The sequence below is a fragment of the Burkholderia sp. YIM B11467 genome, assembly GCF_052952715.1.
The window spans coordinates 44,004-66,862 of record NZ_JBQVSQ010000006.1 but is presented as its reverse complement, the minus strand read 5'-3'; the positions used below and the strand labels follow the sequence as shown (position 1 = coordinate 66,862).

The 22,859-nt window shown below is 66.5% G+C and carries 20 protein-coding genes; 8 read left to right on the top strand and 12 right to left on the bottom strand.

Annotation, left to right across the window (positions count from 1 at the left end; translation table 11 throughout):
* Positions 1 to 2: 2 nt before the first annotated feature.
* Both ACTRWB_RS21205 and ACTRWB_RS21200 read right to left on the bottom strand, forming a co-directional pair.
* Positions 3 to 1,679 carry a phospholipid carrier-dependent glycosyltransferase gene (locus ACTRWB_RS21205; protein ID WP_446903140.1) on the bottom strand — a complete coding sequence of 559 codons (1,677 nt, stop codon included), beginning with the start codon at positions 1,677 to 1,679 and terminating at the stop codon, positions 3 to 5.
* A 123-nt stretch (positions 1,680 to 1,802) separates the two neighbouring features.
* The gene (locus ACTRWB_RS21200) at positions 1,803 to 2,177 is read right to left on the bottom strand and encodes an Mth938-like domain-containing protein (RefSeq protein WP_129512300.1); all 375 of its coding nucleotides are present in this window, start codon (positions 2,175 to 2,177) and stop codon (positions 1,803 to 1,805) included.
* 313 nt (positions 2,178 to 2,490) lie between these two features.
* Here ACTRWB_RS21200 and ACTRWB_RS21195 point away from each other — a divergent pair, with 313 nt between their 5' ends.
* From ACTRWB_RS21195 to moaE, 6 genes are all read left to right on the top strand, one after another.
* Positions 2,491 to 3,729, top strand: a complete 1,239-nt coding sequence (locus tag ACTRWB_RS21195; protein ID WP_048246860.1) for a pyridoxal phosphate-dependent aminotransferase — start codon at positions 2,491 to 2,493, stop codon at positions 3,727 to 3,729.
* Between the two features lie 53 nt (positions 3,730 to 3,782).
* Positions 3,783 to 5,108 carry a homoserine dehydrogenase gene (locus ACTRWB_RS21190; RefSeq protein WP_129512299.1) on the top strand — a complete coding sequence of 442 codons (1,326 nt, stop codon included), beginning with the start codon at positions 3,783 to 3,785 and terminating at the stop codon, positions 5,106 to 5,108.
* A 7-nt stretch (positions 5,109 to 5,115) separates the two neighbouring features.
* On the top strand, positions 5,116 to 6,567 hold the full coding sequence (thrC, locus tag ACTRWB_RS21185) for a threonine synthase (RefSeq protein WP_129512298.1): 1,452 nt from the start codon (positions 5,116 to 5,118) through the stop codon (positions 6,565 to 6,567).
* A 245-nt stretch (positions 6,568 to 6,812) separates the two neighbouring features.
* On the top strand, positions 6,813 to 8,060 hold the full coding sequence (locus ACTRWB_RS21180; RefSeq protein WP_446903139.1) for a molybdopterin molybdotransferase MoeA: 1,248 nt from the start codon (positions 6,813 to 6,815) through the stop codon (positions 8,058 to 8,060).
* 19 nt (positions 8,061 to 8,079) lie between these two features.
* Entirely contained in the window at positions 8,080 to 8,337 is a 258-nt protein-coding gene (moaD, locus tag ACTRWB_RS21175; protein ID WP_031403202.1) for a molybdopterin converting factor subunit 1, read from the top strand.
* Positions 8,338 to 8,347: 10 nt separating this feature from the next.
* The gene (gene moaE, locus ACTRWB_RS21170; protein ID WP_446903138.1) at positions 8,348 to 8,824 is read left to right on the top strand and encodes a molybdopterin synthase catalytic subunit MoaE; all 477 of its coding nucleotides are present in this window, start codon (positions 8,348 to 8,350) and stop codon (positions 8,822 to 8,824) included.
* A 60-nt stretch (positions 8,825 to 8,884) separates the two neighbouring features.
* On the opposite strand, the gene ACTRWB_RS21165 is transcribed toward moaE, so the two are convergent.
* Positions 8,885 to 9,445 (bottom strand): group III truncated hemoglobin, encoded by a 561-nt coding sequence (locus ACTRWB_RS21165; RefSeq protein ID WP_446903137.1) that lies wholly within the window; start codon positions 9,443 to 9,445, stop codon positions 8,885 to 8,887.
* Between the two features lie 251 nt (positions 9,446 to 9,696).
* Between ACTRWB_RS21165 and ACTRWB_RS21160 the strand changes: the two genes are divergently transcribed.
* Positions 9,697 to 10,215 (top strand): Rrf2 family transcriptional regulator, encoded by a 519-nt coding sequence (locus ACTRWB_RS21160; RefSeq protein WP_446903136.1) that lies wholly within the window; start codon positions 9,697 to 9,699, stop codon positions 10,213 to 10,215.
* Between the two features lie 157 nt (positions 10,216 to 10,372).
* Complete coding sequence (clpB, locus tag ACTRWB_RS21155; protein ID WP_446903135.1) at positions 10,373 to 12,970, top strand: ATP-dependent chaperone ClpB; 2,598 nt, start codon at positions 10,373 to 10,375, stop codon at positions 12,968 to 12,970.
* Positions 12,971 to 13,090: 120 nt separating this feature from the next.
* Here clpB and ACTRWB_RS21150 read toward each other — a convergent pair whose 3' ends face one another.
* From ACTRWB_RS21150 to rho, 9 genes are all read right to left on the bottom strand, one after another.
* Complete coding sequence (locus ACTRWB_RS21150; protein WP_048246875.1) at positions 13,091 to 13,528, bottom strand: YidB family protein; 438 nt, start codon at positions 13,526 to 13,528, stop codon at positions 13,091 to 13,093.
* Positions 13,529 to 13,616: 88 nt separating this feature from the next.
* Entirely contained in the window at positions 13,617 to 14,225 is a 609-nt protein-coding gene (locus tag ACTRWB_RS21145) for a ComEA family DNA-binding protein (RefSeq protein ID WP_446903134.1), read from the bottom strand.
* Between the two features lie 379 nt (positions 14,226 to 14,604).
* On the bottom strand, positions 14,605 to 15,960 hold the full coding sequence (locus tag ACTRWB_RS21140; protein ID WP_129512291.1) for an MATE family efflux transporter: 1,356 nt from the start codon (positions 15,958 to 15,960) through the stop codon (positions 14,605 to 14,607).
* A gap of 2 nt (positions 15,961 to 15,962) precedes the next feature.
* Positions 15,963 to 17,795 carry an ArnT family glycosyltransferase gene (locus ACTRWB_RS21135; protein WP_155420241.1) on the bottom strand — a complete coding sequence of 611 codons (1,833 nt, stop codon included), beginning with the start codon at positions 17,793 to 17,795 and terminating at the stop codon, positions 15,963 to 15,965.
* A 145-nt stretch (positions 17,796 to 17,940) separates the two neighbouring features.
* Positions 17,941 to 18,201, bottom strand: a complete 261-nt coding sequence (locus ACTRWB_RS21130) for a type B 50S ribosomal protein L31 (RefSeq protein WP_006753671.1) — start codon at positions 18,199 to 18,201, stop codon at positions 17,941 to 17,943.
* A gap of 157 nt (positions 18,202 to 18,358) precedes the next feature.
* A complete protein-coding gene (locus ACTRWB_RS21125; RefSeq protein ID WP_446903133.1) occupies positions 18,359 to 19,192 on the bottom strand; it encodes a M90 family metallopeptidase in 834 nt (277 codons plus the stop codon).
* 38 nt (positions 19,193 to 19,230) lie between these two features.
* Positions 19,231 to 20,787 carry an MFS transporter gene (locus ACTRWB_RS21120; RefSeq protein WP_446903132.1) on the bottom strand — a complete coding sequence of 519 codons (1,557 nt, stop codon included), beginning with the start codon at positions 20,785 to 20,787 and terminating at the stop codon, positions 19,231 to 19,233.
* Positions 20,784 to 21,284, bottom strand: a complete 501-nt coding sequence (locus ACTRWB_RS21115) for a MerR family transcriptional regulator (RefSeq protein ID WP_129512287.1) — start codon at positions 21,282 to 21,284, stop codon at positions 20,784 to 20,786. The genes ACTRWB_RS21120 and ACTRWB_RS21115 overlap by 4 nt, the downstream gene beginning before the upstream one ends.
* Positions 21,285 to 21,415: 131 nt before the next feature.
* Positions 21,416 to 22,678: a transcription termination factor Rho gene (gene rho / locus ACTRWB_RS21110; RefSeq protein ID WP_006478662.1), complete on the bottom strand. Its 1,263-nt coding sequence runs from the start codon at positions 22,676 to 22,678 to the stop codon at positions 21,416 to 21,418.
* Between the last annotated feature and the right edge of the window lie 181 nt (positions 22,679 to 22,859).

Below are 22,859 nucleotides of genomic sequence, written 5' to 3'. Positions count from 1 at the left end.
CCTTACGATTGCGGTTTCTCGACGATCACGCGGCGGCTGTCGCGCGCAATGACGCGCATCGGCACGCCTTGCTTGACCAGCGTGTCGTACTGGCCGGGCGGCATGATCGCGAGCGCATGGGTTTCCTGCTTCCAGCGCGTGATCCATTCGTCGACGGTCGGAATCCACTTGTTCGGCTCGACCGAGATCCCGAACGCGAGCTCGTCCTGACGCTGGACCATGATCGTCGTGTGGCCCATATAGAACGGGAACGTGTGATCGAGCATCTCGATCGAGTAGAACGGCGTGTCGGGCGGCAGCTTCGCCAGTTCGGCGCGCACGGCGGGCGCGAGCAGCGCGCCCGAGCTGTAGCGGCCGAACTCGTCGTGCCCGGTGCCGCCGATCGTGCCGAATGCGAGCCACGCGGCGCCGAATGCGGTGATCGCGGCCGCGACGCCCGCGCGGCGGTTCAGCCATGCGGCTGCGAGCGTCAGTGCGGCCGAGACCGCGAGGCCCGCGTACAGCCACATCTGGAACGCGCGGTACAGCGCGTTCGGCGTGCGTGCGTCGCCCTGGTACGCGAGGAAGATGAGCCCGAACGCTGCGACGACGAAGAACACGAGATAGCCGAGCAGGTGGCGGCGGAACCGGTCGGCCGTCATCAGCGGCAGGTACGCGCCGATGATCAGCGCGAGCGCCGGCGCGACCGGCAGCACGTACGAGATCAGCTTCGAATGCGACGCGCTGAAGAACAGGAAGATGAATGCGCTCCAGATCAGCAGCACGAGCATCGGCGAGAAACCGTTCGGCTGACGCGGCATCCGCAGCGCATGGCGGATGCTCTGCCACGCGACCGACAGCCACGGCAGGAAGCCGACCAGCAGCACGGGCACGAAGTAGTAGAGCGGGCCCGGACGGTTCTGTTCCGGGGTCAGGTACCGGCGGAACTGCTGGACGATGAAGAAGAAGTTGAAGAATTCGGGGTTGCGCTGCTGGACGAGCACGAACCACGGCGTGACGATCGCGAAGAAGATCACGAGGCCGCTGATCAGGTACAGGCGCTTCCACAGCGCCCAGTCGCGTGCCACCAGCGTATAGAGCACGAGCACGGCGCCGGGCAGGATCACGCCGACCAGGCCCTTCGACAGCACCGCGAACGCCATCGCGGCCCAGCACGCCCACATCCAGCCGCGCACCGCGGTCGGCCGCAGCCCGGGCCGCTGCGCGAGCAGCAGCGAGCAGAGCGACAGCGCCATCCAGAACGCGAGCCCCATGTCGAGCGCGTTGAAGTGGCCCATCAGGTTCCAGTACGGCGAGCACGCGAGCACGACGGCCGCGAGGAAGCCCGACAGCGGGTTGAACAGGCGCGCGCCGGTGTAGCCGACGAGCAGCACGCCGGCGAAGGACGCGACGGCCGTATAGAGGCGCGCCTGCCATTCGCCGATGCCGAACCAGGCGAACGTCAGCGCGTTCAGCCAGGTCTGCAGCGGCGGCTTCTCGAAGTACTTGTAGCCGTTGTAGCGCGGCGTGATCCAGTCGCCGGTGACGAACATCTCGCGCGCCATCTCCGCGTAGCGGCCTTCGTCGCTCGGGATCAGGTGGCGCAGCCCGAGCGGCGCGAACCAGACGATCGCGAGCGCGACGAGCAGGAGGACGAGCGTGATGCGATTGAGCGGTAGCCTCGACGGCGTATCGTTCATGGATTTTCAGCCTGTTGGTTGTTGTGACGGGCCGCCGGCGGGTTGCGCCGGGGGCGGGCGGCCTGCCGGGCCGATCCGGGGGATCGACCCGCTGCGCCGGCCCGAGTTTTACCGCATCGGGGATTAACGTTCAATTAAGAGCGCGGCGGCGACTTTGCGGCCCTCGGCCATCAGGATGTTGTAGGTGCGGCAGGCCGCCTGGAAATCCATGGTTTCGACGCCGATCCGCTTGGCCGTGAGCGCCGCGACGAGCCGCGGGTGCGGGAAGCGCAACCGCGCGCCGCTGCCGAAGATCACGAGTTCGGGGGGCGGGTCGAGCAGCATCGCGAAATGCTCGGGGGCGAGTGCGTCGAACGACGACACGGGCCACGCCTGGACCGGCGCGCCGGGCAGCACGATGACGCTCGTTTCGTGGCGTTCGAGATTGACGTCGACATAATCGGGGCCGTAGCCGGTGACGGTGTTGAGCGCGCCGCTCGTGTCCTGGTGCAGTTTCAAATCGGTATTCCGCGGTTCCGTAGGGGAATGTGTCGCTGGGCCACACGGGCCCGGGCGGCCGGTTTCGCGCTCCAGTACTGGCGGGACGCCCGACGGCGGGGCCCGGTGCGGTTATGGTGCATTGCGAAAGTCGGCCAAAATCCGCTAAATTATAACTTTTTGGTCGCCCCCGGGCGCCACTTGCGTCGTGCGTCGCCACAAGCCGCGTCCGACCGCCCGCTTTTTCCAGTCTAGACAGCGCGCACAGACCGGCCGCTTTCCAGTTTTGATCCCGCCCCCCCGGCCGCAAGGCCAACCCAGGAACCGTGTCGTCGTGAAACCGATTCAGAAGTCGAACAAGCTGCTCAACGTCTGCTACGACATCCGTGGCCCGGTGCTCGAGCACGCGAAGCGCCTCGAGGACGAAGGCCACCGCATCATCAAGCTGAACATCGGCAACCTCGCGCCGTTCGGTTTCGACGCGCCGGACGAGATCATCCAGGACATGATCCGCAACCTGCCGACGTCGTCGGGCTATTCGGATTCGAAGGGCGTGTTCTCGGCCCGCAAGGCCGTGATGCACTACACGCAGCAAAAGGGCGTCGTGGGCGTCGGTCTCGACGACATCTACATCGGCAACGGCGCGTCCGAGCTGATCGTGATGGCGACCCAGGCGCTGCTGAACGACGGCGACGAGGTGCTGCTGCCCGCGCCCGACTACCCGCTGTGGACGGCGGCGGTGAGCCTGTCGGGCGGCACGCCCGTGCACTACGTCTGCGACGAGCAGAACGCGTGGATGCCCGATCTCGACGACATCCGCCGCAAGATCACGCCGAATACCAAGGCGCTCGTCGTGATCAACCCGAACAATCCGACGGGCGCGCTTTATTCCGACGAATTGCTGCTCGAGCTGCTCGAGATCGCGCGCCAGCACGGGCTGATCGTGTTCGCCGACGAGGTCTACGACAAGATCGTCTACGACGGTCTCGAGCACACGGCGATGGGCGCGCTGTCGGAGGACGTGATCACCGTCACGTTCAACAGCCTGTCGAAGAGCTATCGCTCGTGCGGCTACCGCGCGGGCTGGATGGCCGTGTCGGGCCTGGGCGGCGACAACCGCCGGCACGCGAAGGATTACCTCGAGGGGCTCGGCATCCTGTCGTCGATGCGCCTGTGTGCGAACGTGCCCGGGCAGTTCGCGATCCAGACGGCGCTCGGCGGTTACCAGAGCATCAACGAACTGATCGTGCCGAGCGGGCGCCTGTACAAGCAGCGCGAACTCGCCTACGACATGCTCACGTCGATTCCGGGCGTGACCTGCGTGAAGCCGCAGGCCGCGCTGTACATGTTTCCGCGCCTCGACCCGAAGCTCTACCCGATCCAGAACGACCAGCAGTTCATTCTCGACCTGTTGCTCGAGGAGCGCGTGCTGCTCGTGCAGGGCACGGGTTTCAACTGGGCGACGCCGGACCACTTCCGTGTGGTCTTCCTGCCGAACCTCGACGACCTGACCGATTCGATCAACCGGATCGCACGCTTCCTCGACGGCTACCGCAAGCGCCATTCGGCCTGAGCGGGCAGGACCACATGGCACTCACTCATTCTTACTCATCGATCACACGCAGCATGGAACCGATCAAAGTTGGCCTGTTGGGCTTCGGCACGGTGGGCAGCGGCACCTTCACGGTGCTGCGCCGCAACCAGGAAGAAATCAAGCGACGCGCGGGGCGCGGCATCGAGGTGACGCGCATTGCCGTGCGCAACCCGGCCAAGGCGCAGGCTGCGCTCGGCGCCGCCGGCGCCGTTGAGATCACCGACGATTTCAATTCGGTCGTCGACGATCCGTCGATCTCGATCATTGCCGAGATGATCGGCGGCACGGGCATCGCGCGCGAGCTCGTGCTGCGTGCGATCGCGAACGGCAAGCACGTCGTGACGGCGAACAAGGCGCTGCTCGCGGTGCACGGCACCGAGATCTTCGAGGCCGCGCGCGAGCAGGGCGTGATGGTTGCGTTCGAGGCGGCCGTCGCCGGCGGCATCCCGATCATCAAGGCGCTGCGTGAAGGCCTGACCGCGAACCGCATCCAGTACATCGCGGGCATCATCAACGGCACGACCAACTACATCCTGTCGGAAATGCGCGACCGCGGGCTCGATTTCGCGACGGCGCTGAAGGCCGCGCAGGAGCTCGGTTACGCGGAAGCCGATCCGACCTTCGACATCGAAGGCGTCGACGCCGCGCACAAGGCGACGATCATGAGCGCGATCGCGTTCGGCGTGCCGGTGCAGTTCGACCGCGCGTATGTCGAGGGCATCAGCAAGCTCGACGCGACCGACATCCGTTACGCGGAAGAGCTCGGCTACCGGATCAAGCTGCTCGGCATCGCGCGTCGCGCCGAAAACGGCATCGAACTGCGCGTGCATCCGACGCTGATCCCCGAGAAGCGCCTGCTCGCGAACGTCGAAGGCGCGATGAACGCGGTCGTCGTGCACGGCGACGCGGTCGGCACGACGCTGTACTACGGCAAGGGCGCGGGCGCGGAGCCGACCGCGTCGGCGGTGGTCGCGGATCTCGTCGACGTCACGCGCCTGCACACGGCCGACCCCGAGCATCGCGTGCCGCATCTCGCGTTTCAGCCCGACAGCCTGTCGAACACGCCGATTCTGCCGATCGAGGAAATCACGAGCGGCTACTACCTGCGCCTGCGGGTGGCCGACCAGACCGGCGTGCTGGCCGCCATCACGCGCATCCTCGCCGAATCGGGCATCTCGATCGACGCGCTGCTGCAGAAGGAATCGGAGCAGGTCGACGGCGCCAACGGCGAGACCGACATCATCCTGATCACGCACGAGACGATCGAGAAGAACGTCAACGCGGCGATCGCGCAGATCGAAAGCCTCGCGACGGTCGTCTCGAAGGTGACGAAGCTGCGCATGGAAGCGCTGAACTGAGGACGACATGAACTACATCTCCACGCGCGGCGCCGGCATCGGCGAGCGCCACACGTTCTCCGACATCCTGCTCGGCGGTCTGGCGAAGGACGGCGGGCTCTACCTGCCGGCCGAGTACCCGAAGGTGTCCGCCGACGAGCTCGCGCGCTGGCGCACGCTGCCGTATGCGGATCTCGCGTTCGAGATCCTGTCGAAATTCAGCGACGACATTCCGGCCGACGACCTGCGCGCGCTCACGCGCCGCACGTACACGGCCGACGTGTACAGCAACACGCGCCACGGCGAGAACGCGTCCGACATCACGCCGCTGAAGACGCTCGGCACCGAGAACGGTGCGGCGCTGTCGCTGCTCGAACTGTCGAACGGCCCGACGCTCGCGTTCAAGGACATGGCGATGCAGCTGCTCGGCAACCTGTTCGAGTACACGCTCGCGAAGCAGGGCAAGGCGCTGAACATCCTCGGCGCGACGTCGGGCGACACCGGCAGCGCGGCCGAATACGCGATGCGCGGCAAGGTCGGCGTGCGCGTGTTCATGCTGTCGCCGCACAAGAAGATGAGCGCGTTCCAGACGGCGCAGATGTTCAGCCTGCAGGATCCGAACATCTTCAACCTTGCGGTCGAAGGCGTGTTCGACGACTGCCAGGACATCGTGAAGGCCGTATCGAACGATCACGCGTTCAAGGCGCAGCAGAAGATCGGCACGGTCAACTCGATCAACTGGGCGCGCGTTGTTGCGCAGGTCGTGTACTACTTCAAGGGCTACTTCGCGGCGACGCAGTCCAACGACGAGCGCGTGTCGTTCACGGTGCCGTCGGGCAACTTCGGCAACGTCTGCGCGGGCCACATCGCGCGGATGATGGGGCTGCCGATCGCGAAGCTCGTGGTCGCGACCAACGAGAACGATGTGCTCGACGAGTTCTTCCGCACGGGCGCGTATCGCGTGCGCAGCGCCGAGAACACGTATCACACGAGCAGCCCGAGCATGGACATCTCGAAGGCATCGAACTTCGAGCGCTTCGTGTTCGACCTGCTCGGCCGCGATCCGGCGCGCGTGATGCAACTGTTCCGCGACGTCGAGGAGAAGGGCGGCTTCGATCTCGTGGCGAGCGGCGATTTCGCGCGCGTCGCCGAGTTCGGCTTCGTGTCGGGCCGCAGCAGCCACACGGACCGCATCGCGACGATCCGCGACGTGTTCTCGCGCTACAACACCACGATCGATACGCATACGGCCGACGGCGTGAAGGTCGCGCGCGAGCATCTCGACGCGGGCGTGCCGATGGTCGTGCTCGAGACGGCCCAGCCGATCAAGTTCGGCGAGACGATCCGCGAAGCGCTCGATCGCGAACCGGAGCGTCCGGCTGCATTCGACGGGCTCGAGGCGCTGCCGCAGCGCTTCGAGGTCGTGAAGGCCGACGCGCAGCAGGTGAAGGACTTCATCGCCGCGCATACGGGCGAGTGACGCATGGCCGGGCCGCGGGCCCGGCAGTGCGGGACGGCCGGAATGCCGATTCGTCGAACGGATCGGGGTTCCGGCCGTTTCATTTGGTGGCGCATGTGTTCGATACCCGCCGCACCTCGCGCGAAACAAGTGCCAGTACCCCGCGTTCGCGCCGATCACAGTTTCCGCATGTCCGCCATATCGCGCGCCCGCGCGACGGCGTCGCTACAATGACATATTGAATCCAACGATCCCCGCTTCCATCGATGTCGAACCCGAATCCCGCGGCGCCGCGCGCGCCGATGCTGTCGACCGCCGAGGCGCTCGCCGCGCTGCTCGAAGCCGCGAAGCCGCTGCCCGGTACCGAAACCGTCGCCACGCTCGACGCGCTTGGCCGCGTGCTGGCAGCCGACGTGAGTTCGCCGCTCGACGTGCCGCCGATGCATACGAGCGCGATGGACGGTTATGCGGTGCGCGTCGCCGACCTGTTGCACGGCGCGCGGCGCCTGCCGGTGTCGCAGCGTATTCCGGCCGGCCATCCGGCCGTGCCGCTCGTGGCCGGCACGGCCGCGCGGATCTTCACCGGCGCGACGGTGCCGCCCGGCGCCGACGCGGTCGTGATGCAGGAGCAGGCATCGGCCGAAGGCGATGCGGTCGAGATCCTGCACACGCCGAAGGCCGGTGAATGGATCACCGCGCAGGGCGCGGACATCCGGCAGGGCTCGGTGATCCTGCCGGCCGGCACGCGGCTCACGCCGCAGGCGCTCGGTCTTGCCGCGTCGGTCGGCTGCGCGCAGCTGTCGGTGGCACGGCGGCTTCGCGTCGCGGTGTTCTTCACCGGCGACGAACTGACGATGCCGGGCGAGCCGCTGAAGCCGGGCGCAATCTACAACTCGAACCGCTTCACGCTGCGCGGGCTGCTGGAGCGGCTCGGCTGCCACGTGACCGACTACGGGATCGTGCCCGATTCGCTCGCCACGACGCGCGACACGCTGCGCGAGGCCGCGCGCGATCACGACGTGATCCTGACGAGCGGCGGCGTCTCGGTCGGCGACGAGGATCACGTGAAGCCGGCCGTCGAGGCCGAAGGGCGGCTCGCGCTGTGGCAGATCGCGATGAAACCCGGCAAGCCGCTCGCATTCGGCGCGGTGCGCTGCGGCGACGATCGCCCCGCCGCCCATTTCATCGGGCTGCCGGGCAACCCCGTATCGAGCTTCGTCACGTTCCTGCTGTTCGTGCGGCCGTTCCTCTTGCGCCTGTCCGGCGTGCGCGACGTCGCGCCGCGCGCGCTGTCGCTGCGTGCCGACTTTTCGCAAGGCAAGGGCGACCGGCGCAACGAATTTCTGCGCGCGCGCGTCAATGCGGCCGGCGGCCTCGACCTGTTCCCGAACCAGAGTTCGGCGGTGCTGACGTCGACGGTCTGGGGCGACGGCCTGATCGACAATCCGCCGCAGCACGCGATCAGCGCAGGCGAGACCGTGCGTTTCATTCCGTTTTCCGAACTGCTGTCGTAACGCGACGGCTTCCCGACTCATGAAGATTCAACTGAAATTTTTTGCAAGCGTACGAGAGGCACTGGGCGTGGCCGACGAGCAGGCCGACGTGCCGGACGGCGTGACAACCGTCGGCGACGTGCGCGCGTGGCTGCGCGTGCGCGGCGGTGCATGGGCCGAGACGCTCGCCGAAGGGCGCGCGTTGCGCATGGCCTGCAACCACGAGATGACCGATCCCGACACGCGGCTCACCGAGGGCTGCGAAGTCGCGTTCTTTCCGCCGGTGACGGGCGGTTGACGAGCACGCGATGGCAACGATACGAATCCAGGCCGACGACTTCGATCTGAACGCCGAAGTGACGGCATTGCGCGCGCGCAACCCGAAGATCGGCGCGGTCGCGTGCTTCGTCGGCACGGTGCGCGACCTGAACGAAGGCGATTCGGTTGCCGCGATGGAGCTCGAACACTATCCGGGCATGACCGAGAAGGCGCTCGAGAGGATCGCGGCCGAGGCCGGCCGGCGCTGGCCCGGTATCGACGTCGCGATCGTGCATCGCGTCGGCAAGCTCCTCCCGCTCGACCAGATCGTGATGGTCGCGACGGTCGCCGCGCACCGCGGCGATGCGTTCGCGTCGTGCGAGTTCGTGATGGACTACCTGAAGACCGAGGCGCCGTTCTGGAAGAAGGAAACGACGCCGGACGGCGAGCGCTGGGTCGATGCCCGTACGACCGACGATGCCGCGCTCGCGCGCTGGGGCGTCGAATCGGGCAACACGCCGCGCTGAACGCGGCGTCCGCGCGCTGCGGCCATGTGTCGCAGATGCGCAATCGGTGCGCAATGCGCGTTACGCGTCCGGATCGGCGCTGCGCCCGATGATCTTCGTCGGAAACGGCTCGCCGCGGGTGCGCGACGGCAACGCATGCGGGTCGTCGCCCGTGTCGCGGCGGCGCGGCGCGATCGCGTCGAGCAGGGCCTGCTGCTCGGGCGGAATCCGATAATCCCAGCCGAACCGGCTCAACTGCAGGCTCTGCGCGATCCGCAGCGCGGGTTCCATGAAGCGGATCGCCGCGGGCGGTGCGTAGCGCATCTCGACGGTTTTCAGGAACAGCGACAGCCAGCGGCTGAAATGGGCCGGTTCGATCCCGTCGAGCGGCTGGTGCGCCTGCTGCACGTTGCCGCGATAGCCCTTGGTGCCGAGCACGAGGCTCGACCAGAACGTGACCATCTTCGGCAGATGGTCGTCCCAGCGGCCGGCCAGCTTCGCGTCGAACACGGGCCCGAGTAGCGGATCGGCGCGCACGCGGTCGTAGAACGCGTAGACGAGCGCGCGGATGTTGTCTTCGGTCGGCTCGGCATCGCGAGGGCGGGCCGGGGCGGTATCGGGCAAGGCGGGGATGACGGTCATGGCTAAAAGGGCCGGGAGAGCTGGGCAACGTCAACGCGGCGGCGTGGGCAACGGACAGGACGCCGGCCGGATTTTGACGCAAAATAGCGTCCAACACCCCCTGAAAAACGTGCAGATGTCACGCATCTTATATGTGCGCGCGCCATCCCGGCAACCCGGGTTGCGAAACAGGGCCGTCGGTCGGCCCCCGCGCATCCCGATCGGCCCGGTTCACGTGACCGGGGCATGATCGATCTTTTCCGTATTCGCCCATGAGACTCACCGACTACACCGACTATTCGCTGCGCGTGATGCTGTACCTTGCCGTGCGCGGCGAGGGGCTCGCGACGATCCAGGAGATTTCGGATGCCTACGGCATCTCGAAGAACCATCTGATGAAAGTCGTGCAGCAGCTCGGCGAGTCGGGATGGGTCGACACGGTCCGCGGCCGCAACGGCGGGCTGCGCCTCTTCCCCGAATCGCTGCAGCTGACGGTCGGCCAGGTCGTGCGCGCGACCGAGAGTGACTTCGCACTGGTCGGCTGCTTTTCGACCGACGACGGCGAGTCGCGCGGTTGCGTGATCGAGCCGCAGTGCCGCCTGAAGGGCGTGCTGGCGGCCGCACGCGATGCGTTCTTCGCCGAACTCGACTGTCACACGCTCGGCGAGCTGGTCGAAGATGCGTCGCCGCTCGTGGCGTTGCTCGGCATCCGTCCGTTCGCGCTCGTGCGTGCCGAGCCGGCACCGGACGAAGCGGCTGCAGCCGTCGAGCCGCCGTCGACGGCCGGCTGACGCGCGGGCACCGCGTCCCGCGATCCGGTCGCGGCCTGCTCCCGGGCCGCTTCACGGATATCCAGCAATTTTTGCGCTGAATCAACCCGAATTTCGCTTGAAAGCCGCATAACCATCCTCATCTTGGTGTTAATCGAAAATTGGAGGTCTCGACTAAATGAGAATCGACAAGCTCACCACCAAGTTCCAGGAAGCACTCTCGGACGCGCAAAGCCTCGCGGCAGGCCGCGACAATCAATACATCGAACCCGTTCACGTGCTGGCGGCGCTGGTCGCCCAGCAGGACGGTTCCGCCCGCTCGCTGATGTCGCGCGCGGGTGTTCACATCCAGGCGCTGCAAGGCGCACTGAACGAAGCCATCTCGCGCCTGCCGCAAGTGACGGGCACGGGCGGCGACATCCAGATCGGCCGCGAGCTGGCCGGGCTGCTGAACCAGGCCGACAAGGAAGCACAGAAGCTCAACGACACGTTCATCGCGAGCGAGATGTTCCTGCTCGCGGTCTCCGACGACAAGGGCGAAGCCGGCAAACTCGCGCGTCAGCACGGTCTCACGCGCAAGTCGCTCGAAGCCGCGATCGCCGCGGTGCGCGGCGGCTCGCAGGTGCACAGCCAGGACGCGGAAAGCCAGCGCGAGGCGCTCAAGAAATACACGGTCGACCTGACCGAGCGTGCCCGTGCGGGCAAGCTCGATCCGGTGATCGGCCGCGACGACGAAATCCGCCGCTCGATCCAGATCCTGCAGCGCCGCACGAAGAACAACCCGGTGTTGATCGGCGAGCCGGGCGTCGGCAAGACCGCGATCGTTGAAGGGCTCGCGCAACGGATCGTCAACGGCGAAGTGCCCGAGACGCTGAAGGGCAAGCGCGTGCTGTCGCTCGACATGGCCGCGCTGCTCGCGGGCGCGAAGTACCGTGGCGAATTCGAGGAGCGCCTGAAGGCCGTGCTCAACGACATCGCGAAGGACGAAGGCCAGACGATCGTCTTCATCGACGAAATCCACACGATGGTCGGCGCGGGCAAGGCCGAAGGCGCGATGGATGCGGGCAACATGCTGAAGCCGGCGCTGTCGCGCGGCGAGCTGCACTGCATCGGCGCGACCACGCTCGACGAATACCGCAAGTACATCGAGAAGGATGCCGCGCTCGAGCGCCGCTTCCAGAAGGTGCTGGTCGACGAGCCGAGCGTCGAGGCGACGATCGCGATCCTGCGCGGGCTGCAGGAGAAGTACGAACTGCACCACGGCGTCGACATCACCGACCCGGCGATCGTCGCCGCGGCCGAGCTGTCGCACCGCTACATCACCGACCGTTTCCTGCCCGACAAGGCGATCGACCTGATCGACGAAGCCGCTTCGAAGATCAAGATGGAAATCGATTCGAAGCCCGAAGAGATGGACAAGCTCGACCGCCGGCTGATCCAGCTGAAGATCGAGCGCGAAGCCGTGAAGAAGGAGCCGGACGAAGCGTCGCAGAAGCGCCTGCAGCTGATCGAGGAAGAGATCGACCGCCTCGGCCGCGAATACGCGGACCTCGAGGAGATCTGGACCGTCGAGAAGGCCGCGGTGCAAGGCAGCGCGCAGTTGAAGGAAGAGATCGAGAAGGTGCGTGCGGACATCGCGCGGCTGCAGCGTGACGGCAAGCTGGAGAAGGTCGCCGAACTGCAGTACGGCAAGCTGCCGCAGCTCGAGGCGCAACTGAAGCAGGTTACGCAGGCCGAAGAGAAGGAGCAGCACAACCCGACGCGTCCGCGCCTGCTGCGCACGCAGGTCGGCGCCGAGGAAATCGCGGAAGTCGTGTCGCGTTCGACGGGGATTCCCGTGTCGCGGATGATGCAGGGCGAACGCGAGAAGCTGCTGCACATCGAGGAAAAGCTGCACGAGCGTGTGGTCGGCCAGCACGAGGCGATCGGCGCGGTGGCCGACGCGATCCGCCGTTCGCGCGCGGGTCTTGCCGATCCGAACCGTCCGTACGGCTCGTTCCTGTTCCTCGGCCCGACGGGTGTCGGCAAGACCGAGCTGTGCAAGGCGCTGGCGTCGTTCCTGTTCGATTCGGAAGAGCACCTGATCCGCATCGACATGAGCGAATTCATGGAGAAGCACAGCGTCGCGCGGCTGATCGGCGCGCCGCCGGGCTATGTCGGCTACGAGGAAGGCGGCTACCTGACGGAAGCCGTGCGCCGCAAGCCGTACAGCGTGATCCTGCTCGACGAGATCGAGAAGGCGCATCCGGACGTGTTCAACGTGCTGCTGCAGGTGCTCGACGACGGCCGCATGACGGACGGGCAGGGGCGCACGGTCGACTTCAAGAACACGGTGATCGTGATGACGTCGAACCTCGGCTCGCAGGTGATCCAGGCGATGACGGGTGCGCCGCAGGACGAGATCAAGGACGCCGTGTGGCTCGAGGTGAAGCAGCATTTCCGCCCCGAGTTCCTGAACCGGATCGACGACGTCGTCGTGTTCCATGCGCTCGACCGCAGCAACATCGAGTCGATCGCGAAGATCCAGCTGGCGCGCCTGCACGAGCGGCTCGCGAAGCTCGACATGGCGCTCGACGTGTCGGAAGCGGCGCTCGAGCAGATCGCGAAGGTCGGCTACGATCCGCTGTTTGGCGCGCGGCCGCTGAAGCGCGCGATCCAGCAGGAGATCGAGAACCCGGTCGCGAAGCTCATCCTCGCGGGCCGCTTCGGTCCGAAGGACGTGATTCCCGTCGACATCAACGACGGCAAGTTCGTGTTCGACCGCGTCGTTCACTGATCGCCTGCCATCGGCCGCCCGCCCGGTTCGCGCCGGGCGCGCAAAAACAAACACCCCGCCTCGGCGGGGTGTTTGCTTATGGGGTGGCTGAAGCGGCCGCTGCGCGGCGCGCCTGGCCCTTTAGCCCTGCTTGTTGCCGCCGAACATGCCGGCGAGCTGCGACAGCGAGCCGAGCACGTTCGACGGGTCGACCTGCGCCTGGCCGTCGGCCGGCACCGCGCCGTCCGGCGTCGCGTGGTTCACGACGTGCGGCAGCACCTGCGCGAGGACGGTCGATGCCATCGACGGATCGACGCCGAACTTGCTCGCCAGCGCGCCGATCGCGTCGGAGCCGAGCACGTTCTGCAGCGCGTCGGGCGAGATCGGCTGGTTCTGGCCGTTGCCGACCCACGAGCCGATGATGTCGCCGGCGCCGCCTGCCTTGAACTTCTCGATCAGGCCGTTCAGGCCGCCCGGCTGGTTGTTGATGAATTCGAGCGCGGTGGTGATCAGCGCGCTTTGCGAGTTGCCGCCTGCCTGGCCGCCGATCAGACCGCCAACGATGTCGAGGAGACCCATGGTTCTTCACCTTCACTGAGAAGGGCGCCGTGACGACGGCGCCCGTTGAACGAATACCGCGCGCACGCCGTCGCGCGCGCGGCGCACATCAGGCGCCCGACGCCGCGGCGGCGGAGGCTGCCTTGTCCTTCTTGCTCTTCTTCTTCGAACCCTTCGCCGCCTTCGCGGACGATGCTGCGGCCGGTGCGCTCGCACCCGCTTCCGCGGACGCCGACGCGGCAGCCGCCGCCTTTTCCTTCTTCGACATACGCTTGCTCTTCGCCGGCTTCGTTGCCGCGTCCGGCGCGCTGGCAGCCGGGGCCGGTGCCGTCGTCGTAGCGGCCGTCGTGGTCGTGGACGTCGATGCAGTGCCTGCCGACGTCGTCGCCGGCGTGGTGGCCGGTGCCGTCGCGGCCGGCTTCGACAGTTTCACGCCCTTCGGCGGCGTCGCTGAGCCGCCGATCGTCAGGCCATTTTCCTCGAGATGCCCGACCGATTTCGTGCCGAGGCCCTTCACGCGGTTCGCCAGATCGTCGGCGTCCTTGAACGGGCCGTTCTTGGTGCGTTCGTCGATGATCGCCTTCGACTTCACCGGCCCGAGACCCTTCACGGATTCGAGCGCGGCCTGGTCGGCCGTGTTGACTTCGACGGCCGCGGCAAGGCCGGCGGCGAGCGACAGCGATAGCGCGACGAACAGCATCAGCAGCTTTTTCAGCATGGCAAAGGCTCCCTGGTTCTGACGGATGAATGGCTGTTGCAACGGACGGCGGGGCGAGACCCGGCGAAGTGTCGCCGTTAAGCATAGGACAAATGCGTGCCCTTTTTAAGACAGGCTGACCGAATCTTGCTGAAGGCTTGCGTTGCTGTAAAGACCGAAAGCCGCGCCGGGCGGCGATTTTGACCATTCTTTACGGTGTCGCGGGGCGTGGTTTTGTTCCAGGCATGTCGAGAGCCGTATCGAAACGTTCTGCCCCCGATCCGCTGACGATCGGGCATTCGCCGAGCTGCGCGGCGATGTCGGCCGGCAGGTCGTGCCGCGTCAGGCGCGCGGCGTCACACGCATGGCGCGGCACACTGCGCAGCTGCCGGGCGACGCGTCAGGCCTCGGCCGCGACGTGCGCGCGACTCACGCGGCGCAGGTAGAACACGAGCCCGGCGCCCGCGAGCATCAGGCTGATCGTGTTCGCGAACCAGAAGCCGCGTGCGCCCGTCAGCCACGCGGGGGCGATGCCGCCCACGTCGAAGCCGAGCACGTAGCCGCCGCTGAGCCCGACGCCCCACAGCGCGACCGCATAGATCACGGTCGGCACGATCGCCACCTTGTACGCGCGCAGCACGAAGGCCGACGTGACCTGCAGCGCATCGAAGCAGTGGTAGCACGCGACGATCGCGACGAGCGGCATCGCGGCCGCGGCGACGGCCGGGTTAGGCGTGTAGCCGCTGACGATCAGCGGGCGCAGCGTGAACACGAGCACGCCGTAGGTGGCGGCGACGCCGCACGCGAACATCACGCTGTGCCGGCCGAGCAAGCGTGCTTCTTCGGGACGTCCGGCGCCGAGCGCGCGCGCGACCAGCGTCGAGGCCGCCACGCCGATCGACAGCGGCGTCATGTACAGCACCGCGCCGATGTTGCCGGCGATCTGGTGGCCGGCAAGCGTCGTCGTGCCGAACTGCGCGATGAACAGCGCCATGCACGTGTACGACGTGACCTCGATCAGGTACGACAGGCCCATCGGCACGCCGAGTTTCAGGATCGCCTTCTGGCGTTCCCAGACGGGCCAGCAGAAGCGCGAGAAGATCGCGAGCGGCGCGAACACGTCGAGTTTCGCGAGCAGCGTGTAGCCGATCAGCGCGAGCGCCCAGTTGATCAGCGTACTGGCGAGCCCGCAGCCCGGGCCGCCGAGCGCCGGCACGCCGAACCCGCCGAAGATGAACCACACGTTGAGCGGAAACTTGAGCAGCAGCGCGCCGATCTGCAGGATCATCGCGAGGCGCGGTTTGCCGGCCGCATTGGTCAGCGCGTTGTAGATGCGGAATACGAGGCTGGCTGGCAGCCCGTACGACAGGATGCGCAGGTAGTCGACGGTGCGGTCGTGCAGCGCGGCGGGCGTGTGCGCGAGGTGCAGCAGCGGCTCGGGAAAATGCAGCAGCAGGAAGCCGGGCACCGCGAGCAGCAGCGCGAGCCACAACGCCTGGCGCACTTCCTCGCCGATCTCGGCATAGCGCCGCGCGCCATACAGTTGCCCGGTGATCGGCTGCAGCGCGGACAGGATGCCCGTCAGGCCGATATAGATCGACACGTAGATCGACGAACCGAGCCCGAGCGCGGCCAGATCGGTGGCCGAGTAGCGGCCGACCATCGCGGTGTCGATCACGCCGAACGCGATGATCGCGAGCTGGCCCACCAGCACCGGCCACGCGAGACCGACGATCCGGCGGATGTCGCCGAGCATCGTCAATCGGCCGCCTGGCGGCGCGGCGGACGCCGCTTGACGGGCGTCTTCGGCCGTTCGATGCGCTCGTACAGGCGGAAGCGTTCGTCACGGTCGGCGACGCGGCGGCCTTCCCACACGAGACGCCACACGTATTGCGACATCGCGCTCGGCTCGCCGAAGTCCGCGCGGTCCTGGCGCAGGATCACGTCGCAGTCGCCGGAGAAATCGAAATGCATGTTGCCGAAATACGCGAAGGTCGCGATCTGCGCATCGCCGAGCCGCACCGGCGAAATGCACTCGTAGTCGGACGGCAGGTGCACCGCGATCTGCTGCGCGACGTCGCGATAGGTCCGGCCGTAGTTGACGATCGGCAGCCACAGCGTCATCAGCAGCACCCACATCAGCGTGGTGCCCGCGCCCGACAGCACGACGCTGCGCCACAGCACCTTCGGCTGCCGCGAGATGCGCCAGCGCACGAGCACGCACCAGCACACCGTGACGATCACCGCGCAGATGAACGACAGGATCTTGAAGTGCGGCTCGTAGCCTGGCACGAGACGCGCGAGGTTGCGCGCGAGCGGATGCGGGAAGCCCGTGAGCGACGCGAGCCACACGAGCCATACGAAGGTGCCGAGGATCGTAAAGCTCAGCACCGCGAACCAGTCGAACGCGTTGATCGCGCCGCGCTTGAGGGTCGGCAGCGCAAACGTCGCGAGTACCGCGAGCGGCGGCAGCAGCAGCATGTACATGCGGTTCGACTGCTGGCTTTGCAGGATCACGAGCGCGACGAGCGGCACGGCGACCGACAGTGGAATCGCGATGTGCGCGCGGCGGCGCATGCCGGCCCAGCTCCACCACGCCCAGATCGCGAGCGGCCACGCGGGCCACGTGAACAGCGGAAGGTTTTTCGCGGCGTAAGCGAGCACGGCGGTCGGCGGGCCTGAAAAGCGCATCAGGCTGCCGTGGATCCACTGGTTGAAGAACCATGCGGCGTCGTCGGGCGCCGCGACAAACGCGGCAAGCGGCCACAGCGCGAAGATCGCGGCCGCGAGCGGCACGCCGACCAGCGGCAGGCGCAGGTTGCGCATCTCGGGCGTGACGAGCCACAGCGCGGCCGTGCCGGCGAGCAGCGCGACGACCAGCACGGGATTGCCGGACAGCGCGACGAGGCCGATCGCGAGGCCCCACCACAGCGCGCCCTGCATCGGTTTGTCGATGCCGCGCACGATCCCGTAGACGAGCATCGCGATCCACGCGAACTGCGCGACCTGCGGCGTCGTTTCGTGCCCGCGTTCCGCGAGGCCGAAGCAGGCGACGAGGACCAGCAGCGCGCCGTCGGCCAGCGTGCGGCCGTAGTCGCGCGGCTCGGGCTCGCCGCCGAAGGCGTACTTGAACGGCTGGACCTCGGCGCGCCGGCCGAGCAGGTAGGCCGCGTACCAGACGAACGCGCACGCGACGCAGAACAGCACGCCCGTATCGACGCGTGACGCGTTGCTCGCATCGACCCACGGGCCGAGGCCGCGGATCGACAGCGCGCCGAGCCAGTAGCCGAGCGGGCCGTCTGTCGTGATGAACTTGCCGACGAGGTTAGGCAGCAGCCAGTCGTGCCAGCCGCCCTTGGCCATCGTCCACATCACGCCGAAGCCCGCCGCGTCCTCGTTCTTCCACGGGTCGCGGCCGAACAGGCCGAACGCTGCGTAGACGAAGCAGAGGGTGAGCAGCAGCCAGCGCGGCAGCGCACGCGTGGCGGAGGCGGTGAGACGGACGACAGGCTTCATGCAGATGAGCGATTTGTTATGGGCAGGCGGCCGGCGCGATCGCGCGCGGCCGAGCCGGTTTCGAGCATCCGGCATTGTAGACGCGCCGGCTGTTGCGCGTCAGGTCGATGCCCCGGGCGCCGGCCGGCGATTTCCGGGCGAGCAGAGACAAAAAAGGGCAGCCTGGGCTGCCCTTTTGTGCGATACCGGTGCGTTGCAACCACCGGATGCGGTGCGAAGCTTACTTCGCCTTGCCGCTGGCGCGAACGCCGAACTTGTTCTTGAACTTCTCGACACGGCCTGCCGTGTCCATGATCTTTTGCTGACCCGTGTAGAACGAGTGCGATTCCGACGACACTTCGATCTTGGCGAGCGGGTAGGTCTTGCCGTCGAGTTCGATGTTTTCGCGCGTCTGGATCGTCGAGCGCGTGATGAACTTGAAGCCGTTCGACATGTCTTGGAAGACGACTTCGCGGTAATTCGGGTGGATGCCTTCTTTCATGGTCTTTCCTTGGTGAGAGCGGTAGCCAACCCGCCGCTTGCCGTGCCGGATCGCGTGAATTACGCGTACCAGCCGACGCCAAGCCCGGCGCGAGCCACTTGCCTAAGGTCGAAAAACGGCGATTATGCCAGAAAATCAGATGGTTGACGAATAATTTTCACGGTGCGTCGAGCGCGCCGGTGCCGGCGGGATCCTGCCGATAGTAGCGGGCGAGCAACCGGTACAGCTCCGGAAATTCGGACTCGAACGCGCGCGGTCGCACGAACAGCGCCTCGCTGCACACCGCGAAGAATTCCGACGGGTGGTCGGCCGCATACGGATCGATCAGCGAGTCCCGCTCGAAGCGCGCCCACGCGCGGTCCGGCACCGCGTCGACGCGCGCGCAGAACTGGTCGTACGCATGCTCGAACACGTCGGCCCACGCCTGCGCGTCGAGATGCGGTGCGTGCCAGCGGCGAAAAAGGGGCGGATAGCCGTCGGCCGCGCCGTTGACCATGTCGATCTTGTGCGCGAACTCGTGGATCACGACGTTGTACGCGTCCTGGCCGTCCGTCATCTGCGCGTCTTCCCACGACAGGATCACGGGGCCGCCTTCCCAGGCCTCGCCGCTCGCATCCTGTTCGACTTCGTGGACCACCCCGTCTTCGTCCTGCACGGTCTTGCGGATCAGGAATTCGCCCGGATACACGACGACGCCGACCCAGCCGTCGTACAGCGACAGGTCGAGATTCAGCACCGGCAGGCAGGCCTGCGCCGCGATCGCGACGATCATCGCGTCGGTCAATTCGAGACCGTGCGCGGTCGAAAACGATTTCTTCGCGACGAACAGGCTCGTCAGCTCGCGCAGCCGGCCGAGCGCGTCGGGCGACAGCGTGGCGAGGAACGGCAGGCGCTCGACGGTGTCGTGCCACAGTGCGTCCGAGATCGGGTGGCTGCGCAGCGCGCGGTCGCGGCGGCGGTCGTCGAACCAGCGGGTCAGTTTCGAGAGCATGGAGGCGGCTTGCGGAAATCCAAACTCTGTCTTTTAACTCAATCGATCTCTTTTTGCCATGCTGCGAAGAGACCGCCGACGAGCGCCACGCCCGCCAGAAAGTAAAAGCCGTCGAGCGACGCCAGGAACGACGCCTGTTGCGCGACCATGCGGGCGATGGCGGCAATCGCGAGGCCGTGCGCTTCGTTCAGCGCGTGGCCGGCCGCCGCATAGCTGCGCGTCAGCGTGTCGACGGTCTGCTGGAACAGCGGGTCGAATACGTTCGCGCGCTCGACCAGCCGCGTCTGGTGCACAGCCACGCGATGCTGCTCGACGATGATCACCGACGACGTCGCGAACGAGATCGTCAGTTGCCGCACGATGTTCTTCAGTCGGTAGCCGTGCGTGTATTCGTCGATCGCGAAGATCCGGAACGTCAGATTGGCCACCGGCAGCACGATGAAGAGCAGCAGCAGGCCGCGCAGCAGCAGCGGGACGATCAGCGCGGCTTCGCCGATCTGCGGCGTCATCCGCGTCATCCACAGCGCGGCCGTGACCGCGATCGCGAACCCCGGCACGACGAACCACTTCTTGTGCGTGACGAATTTCGCGTAGCGCAGGTACGCGAACAGCGCCGTGGCCGAAATCAGCGACATCGTGCCCACCAGCCGCCCGGCGTTCTCGACCGGATAACCGAGCCCGCCTTCGAGAAACCGCGATGTCAGATAACTGAAACCCGTCGTCTCGTAGTAATAGAACATGTAGAGCAGCAGCCCGACCTGAAACGTCCGCTCGCGGAACGCGTGCAGCCGCACGAGCGGTGTCGGGTGATTCCATTGGTGATACGCGAACCATGCGAGCGCGCCGAGCCCCGCGATCGTCAGCAGGATCAGCATCGGCGAGCCGCTGTAGAGCTGGTAATGCACCTGCTGCAGCACGATCTGCAGCGCACCTTGCGCGAGCGCGAACACGACATACGGCCAGAAGTGTCCGGAGCCGCGTTCGTCGTCGGGGGTTCTGCCCGAATCGGGCAGCGTGAGCAGCGCGAGGATCGCGAACGCGATGCCCGCCGGCGCGGTGCACGCGAACAGCGCGCGCCACGTCGAATGCGCGACGAGCAGCCCGCCGACGATCGGCGCGAGCGCGCTGCCGAGCAGGATCATGATCAGGAACGCGCGCGTCGCGGGCGGTCGTTCCTGCGGCTTGAAACTGACCTGGATCAGGATCCGGCATGCGCCCATCATCGGGCCGATGAAATACCCCTGGAAACCACGCGCGAACGCGAGTTCGAGCGACGTATCGGCGAGCGCGGCCGCGATCGCGCCGCACGAGAACATCAGCATGCAGCCGGCGACGTAACGACGATGTCCGAGCCGGTCGACCCACCATTGCTGCTGCAGGATGCCGAGCACGGCCGTGACTGCATACGCGCTCGACGACCACACGAGTTCGTCGGGCGACGCGTTGATGCCGCCCGCGATGTAGCTCGCGAAGAACGAGAAGACCGCGTTATCGAAGTAGTCGATGCCGGTGACGAGCGCGAGCGCCCATGGGAACAGGTCCGCGCGCAGGTTCGCGCGGCTCCACAGCGGCGAACGACCGGGCACCGCACTCATTCGCGATCCTTGCGCGCGCGCCGCGTTCCGGCTTCGGCCTGCCGCTGTGCGATCAGCGCATCGGGGTTTTCGCCGGCAAGACGCCGCTCGACGTAGTCGATGTCGTGCTGAAGCTCCTTGCGCAGCGCGACGGCTTCCTTCAGTTCGCGCTGGACGGCCGCGATCCGCCGGTCGAGCGTGCCGATCTGCTCCGCGAGGCCGGTGCGGATGTCGCGCAGCGACGCGTCCGAATAGCGGCGGCGTCCGTCGCCGGTTTCCTCGAGCGGTCGCTTCAGCATTTCGGTGATGCCGTGCAACGAGAAGCCGAGTGCGCGCAGCCGCAGGATGCGCGCGAAGCGCTCGAGGTCGGCTTCGTCGTAGAGGCGATAGCGGCCTTCGCTGCGCGACGGCGTGACGAGCCCGCGCTCTTCGTAATACTTCAGCGTGCGCGGCGTGACGCCGAGCCGCGACGCGGCGTCGCTCACGGTCAGCAGCGGGGTGGAGGCGTCGTTCGGCATCGGGAGGCGGGGGATTCGGTCGGGGTGATGGTGAGATTATAGATCAACCTGTACGTTCACGTTCAGGTTGGGATCGAAAAACGGCCGCCGGCAAGATGCGCAGGCGGCCGTTCGTTGCGGAGCGAGGGCGATCAGCCGCCGCGGCGCATCAGGTCGAAGAACTCGGAGTTGCTCTTCGTCTGGCGGATCTTGTCGAGCAGGAATTCCATTGCCTCGACTTCATCCATGTCGTGGATGAACTTGCGCAGCACCCAGATCTTCTGAAGGATCTCGGGCTTGATCAGCATTTCCTCGCGACGCGTGCCCGACTTGTTCAGGTTGATCGACGGATACACGCGCTTTTCCGCGAGACGGCGCTCGAGGTGCACTTCCATGTTGCCGGTGCCCTTGAACTCTTCGTAGATCACGTCGTCCATGCGGCTGCCGGTTTCGATCAGTGCGGTGCCGATGATCGTCAGCGAACCGCCTTCCTCGATGTTGCGCGCCGCGCCGAAGAAGCGCTTCGGACGCTGCAGTGCATTCGCGTCGACACCACCCGTCAGCACCTTGCCCGATGCCGGGATCACGGTGTTGTAAGCGCGTGCGAGACGCGTGATCGAGTCGAGCAGGATCACGACGTCGTGCTTCATTTCGACGAGGCGCTTGGCCTTCTCGATCACCATTTCGGCGACCTGGACGTGGCGCGTGGCCGGTTCGTCGAACGTCGATGCGATCACTTCGCCGGCGACCGAGCGCTGCATTTCGGTCACTTCTTCAGGACGCTCGTCGATCAGCAGCACGAACAGGATCACGTCCGGGTGGTTCTGCTTGATCGCGTGTGCGATGTGCTGGAGCATCACGGTCTTGCCCGACTTCGGCGACGCGACGAGCAGGCCGCGCTGGCCCTTGCCGATCGGCGCGATCATGTCGATGATGCGGCCCGTGACGTTCTCTTCGCCGCGCATTTCGCGTTCAAGCGACAGCGGCTTGTTCGGGTGCAGCGGCGTGAGGTTCTCGAACATGATCTTGTGTTTCGAGGCCTCGGGCGGCTGCCCGTTGACTTTGTCGACCTTCACCAGCGCGAAGTAGCGCTCGCCGTCCTTCGGCGTGCGGACTTCACCTTCGATGGTGTCGCCGGTGTGCAGGTTGAAGCGGCGGATCTGCGACGGGCTGATATAGATGTCGTCGGTGCTCGCGAGGTACGACATTTCCGGCGAGCGGAGGAAGCCGAAGCCGTCCGGCAGCACTTCGAGCGTACCGTCGCCGAAGATCGTCTCTCCCGTCTTGGCGCGCTTTTTGAGAATGGCGAACATCAACTCCTGCTTGCGCAGGCGGTTCGCGTTTTCGATCTCGAGGCCATTGGCCATTTCGATCAGTTCGGAGACGTGCAGAGACTTGAGCTCGGATAAATGCATACGGAGAACCCGCCAGGGAGGAGAAGCGACGAAAGAAATAAAGGGAGGAGGGCGAGCGGAAGCGCTCAGAGACTTAAATGCGTCTTGTAGACGTTTTTTAATTCTAGCATAGGCCGATTCGCGCTTGAGCGGCCGATCGGCGGCTTGACGACGGACGTGTTGCCGGCTGACAACACGTCCG

What these genes read in the sequence shown, in the direction of transcription:
- ACTRWB_RS21205 (WP_446903140.1), bottom strand. Translation starts at nt 1,679, where the DNA reads ATGAACGATACGCCGTCGAGGCTACCGCTCAATCGCATCACGCTCGTC.
- ACTRWB_RS21190 (WP_129512299.1), top strand. Translation starts at nt 3,783, where the DNA reads ATGGAACCGATCAAAGTTGGCCTGTTGGGCTTCGGCACGGTGGGCAGC.
- thrC (WP_129512298.1), top strand. Translation starts at nt 5,116, where the DNA reads ATGAACTACATCTCCACGCGCGGCGCCGGCATCGGCGAGCGCCACACG.
- ACTRWB_RS21180 (WP_446903139.1), top strand. Translation starts at nt 6,813, where the DNA reads ATGTCGAACCCGAATCCCGCGGCGCCGCGCGCGCCGATGCTGTCGACC.
- moaD (WP_031403202.1), top strand. Translation starts at nt 8,080, where the DNA reads ATGAAGATTCAACTGAAATTTTTTGCAAGCGTACGAGAGGCACTGGGC.
- moaE (WP_446903138.1), top strand. Translation starts at nt 8,348, where the DNA reads ATGGCAACGATACGAATCCAGGCCGACGACTTCGATCTGAACGCCGAA.
- ACTRWB_RS21165 (WP_446903137.1), bottom strand. Translation starts at nt 9,445, where the DNA reads ATGACCGTCATCCCCGCCTTGCCCGATACCGCCCCGGCCCGCCCTCGC.
- ACTRWB_RS21160 (WP_446903136.1), top strand. Translation starts at nt 9,697, where the DNA reads ATGAGACTCACCGACTACACCGACTATTCGCTGCGCGTGATGCTGTAC.
- clpB (WP_446903135.1), top strand. Translation starts at nt 10,373, where the DNA reads ATGAGAATCGACAAGCTCACCACCAAGTTCCAGGAAGCACTCTCGGAC.
- ACTRWB_RS21150 (WP_048246875.1), bottom strand. Translation starts at nt 13,528, where the DNA reads ATGGGTCTCCTCGACATCGTTGGCGGTCTGATCGGCGGCCAGGCAGGC.
- ACTRWB_RS21145 (WP_446903134.1), bottom strand. Translation starts at nt 14,225, where the DNA reads ATGCTGAAAAAGCTGCTGATGCTGTTCGTCGCGCTATCGCTGTCGCTC.
- ACTRWB_RS21140 (WP_129512291.1), bottom strand. Translation starts at nt 15,960, where the DNA reads ATGCTCGGCGACATCCGCCGGATCGTCGGTCTCGCGTGGCCGGTGCTG.
- ACTRWB_RS21135 (WP_155420241.1), bottom strand. Translation starts at nt 17,795, where the DNA reads ATGCCGGATGCTCGAAACCGGCTCGGCCGCGCGCGATCGCGCCGGCCG.
- ACTRWB_RS21130 (WP_006753671.1), bottom strand. Translation starts at nt 18,201, where the DNA reads ATGAAAGAAGGCATCCACCCGAATTACCGCGAAGTCGTCTTCCAAGAC.
- ACTRWB_RS21125 (WP_446903133.1), bottom strand. Translation starts at nt 19,192, where the DNA reads ATGCTCTCGAAACTGACCCGCTGGTTCGACGACCGCCGCCGCGACCGC.
- ACTRWB_RS21120 (WP_446903132.1), bottom strand. Translation starts at nt 20,787, where the DNA reads ATGAGTGCGGTGCCCGGTCGTTCGCCGCTGTGGAGCCGCGCGAACCTG.
- ACTRWB_RS21115 (WP_129512287.1), bottom strand. Translation starts at nt 21,284, where the DNA reads ATGCCGAACGACGCCTCCACCCCGCTGCTGACCGTGAGCGACGCCGCG.
- rho (WP_006478662.1), bottom strand. Translation starts at nt 22,678, where the DNA reads ATGCATTTATCCGAGCTCAAGTCTCTGCACGTCTCCGAACTGATCGAA.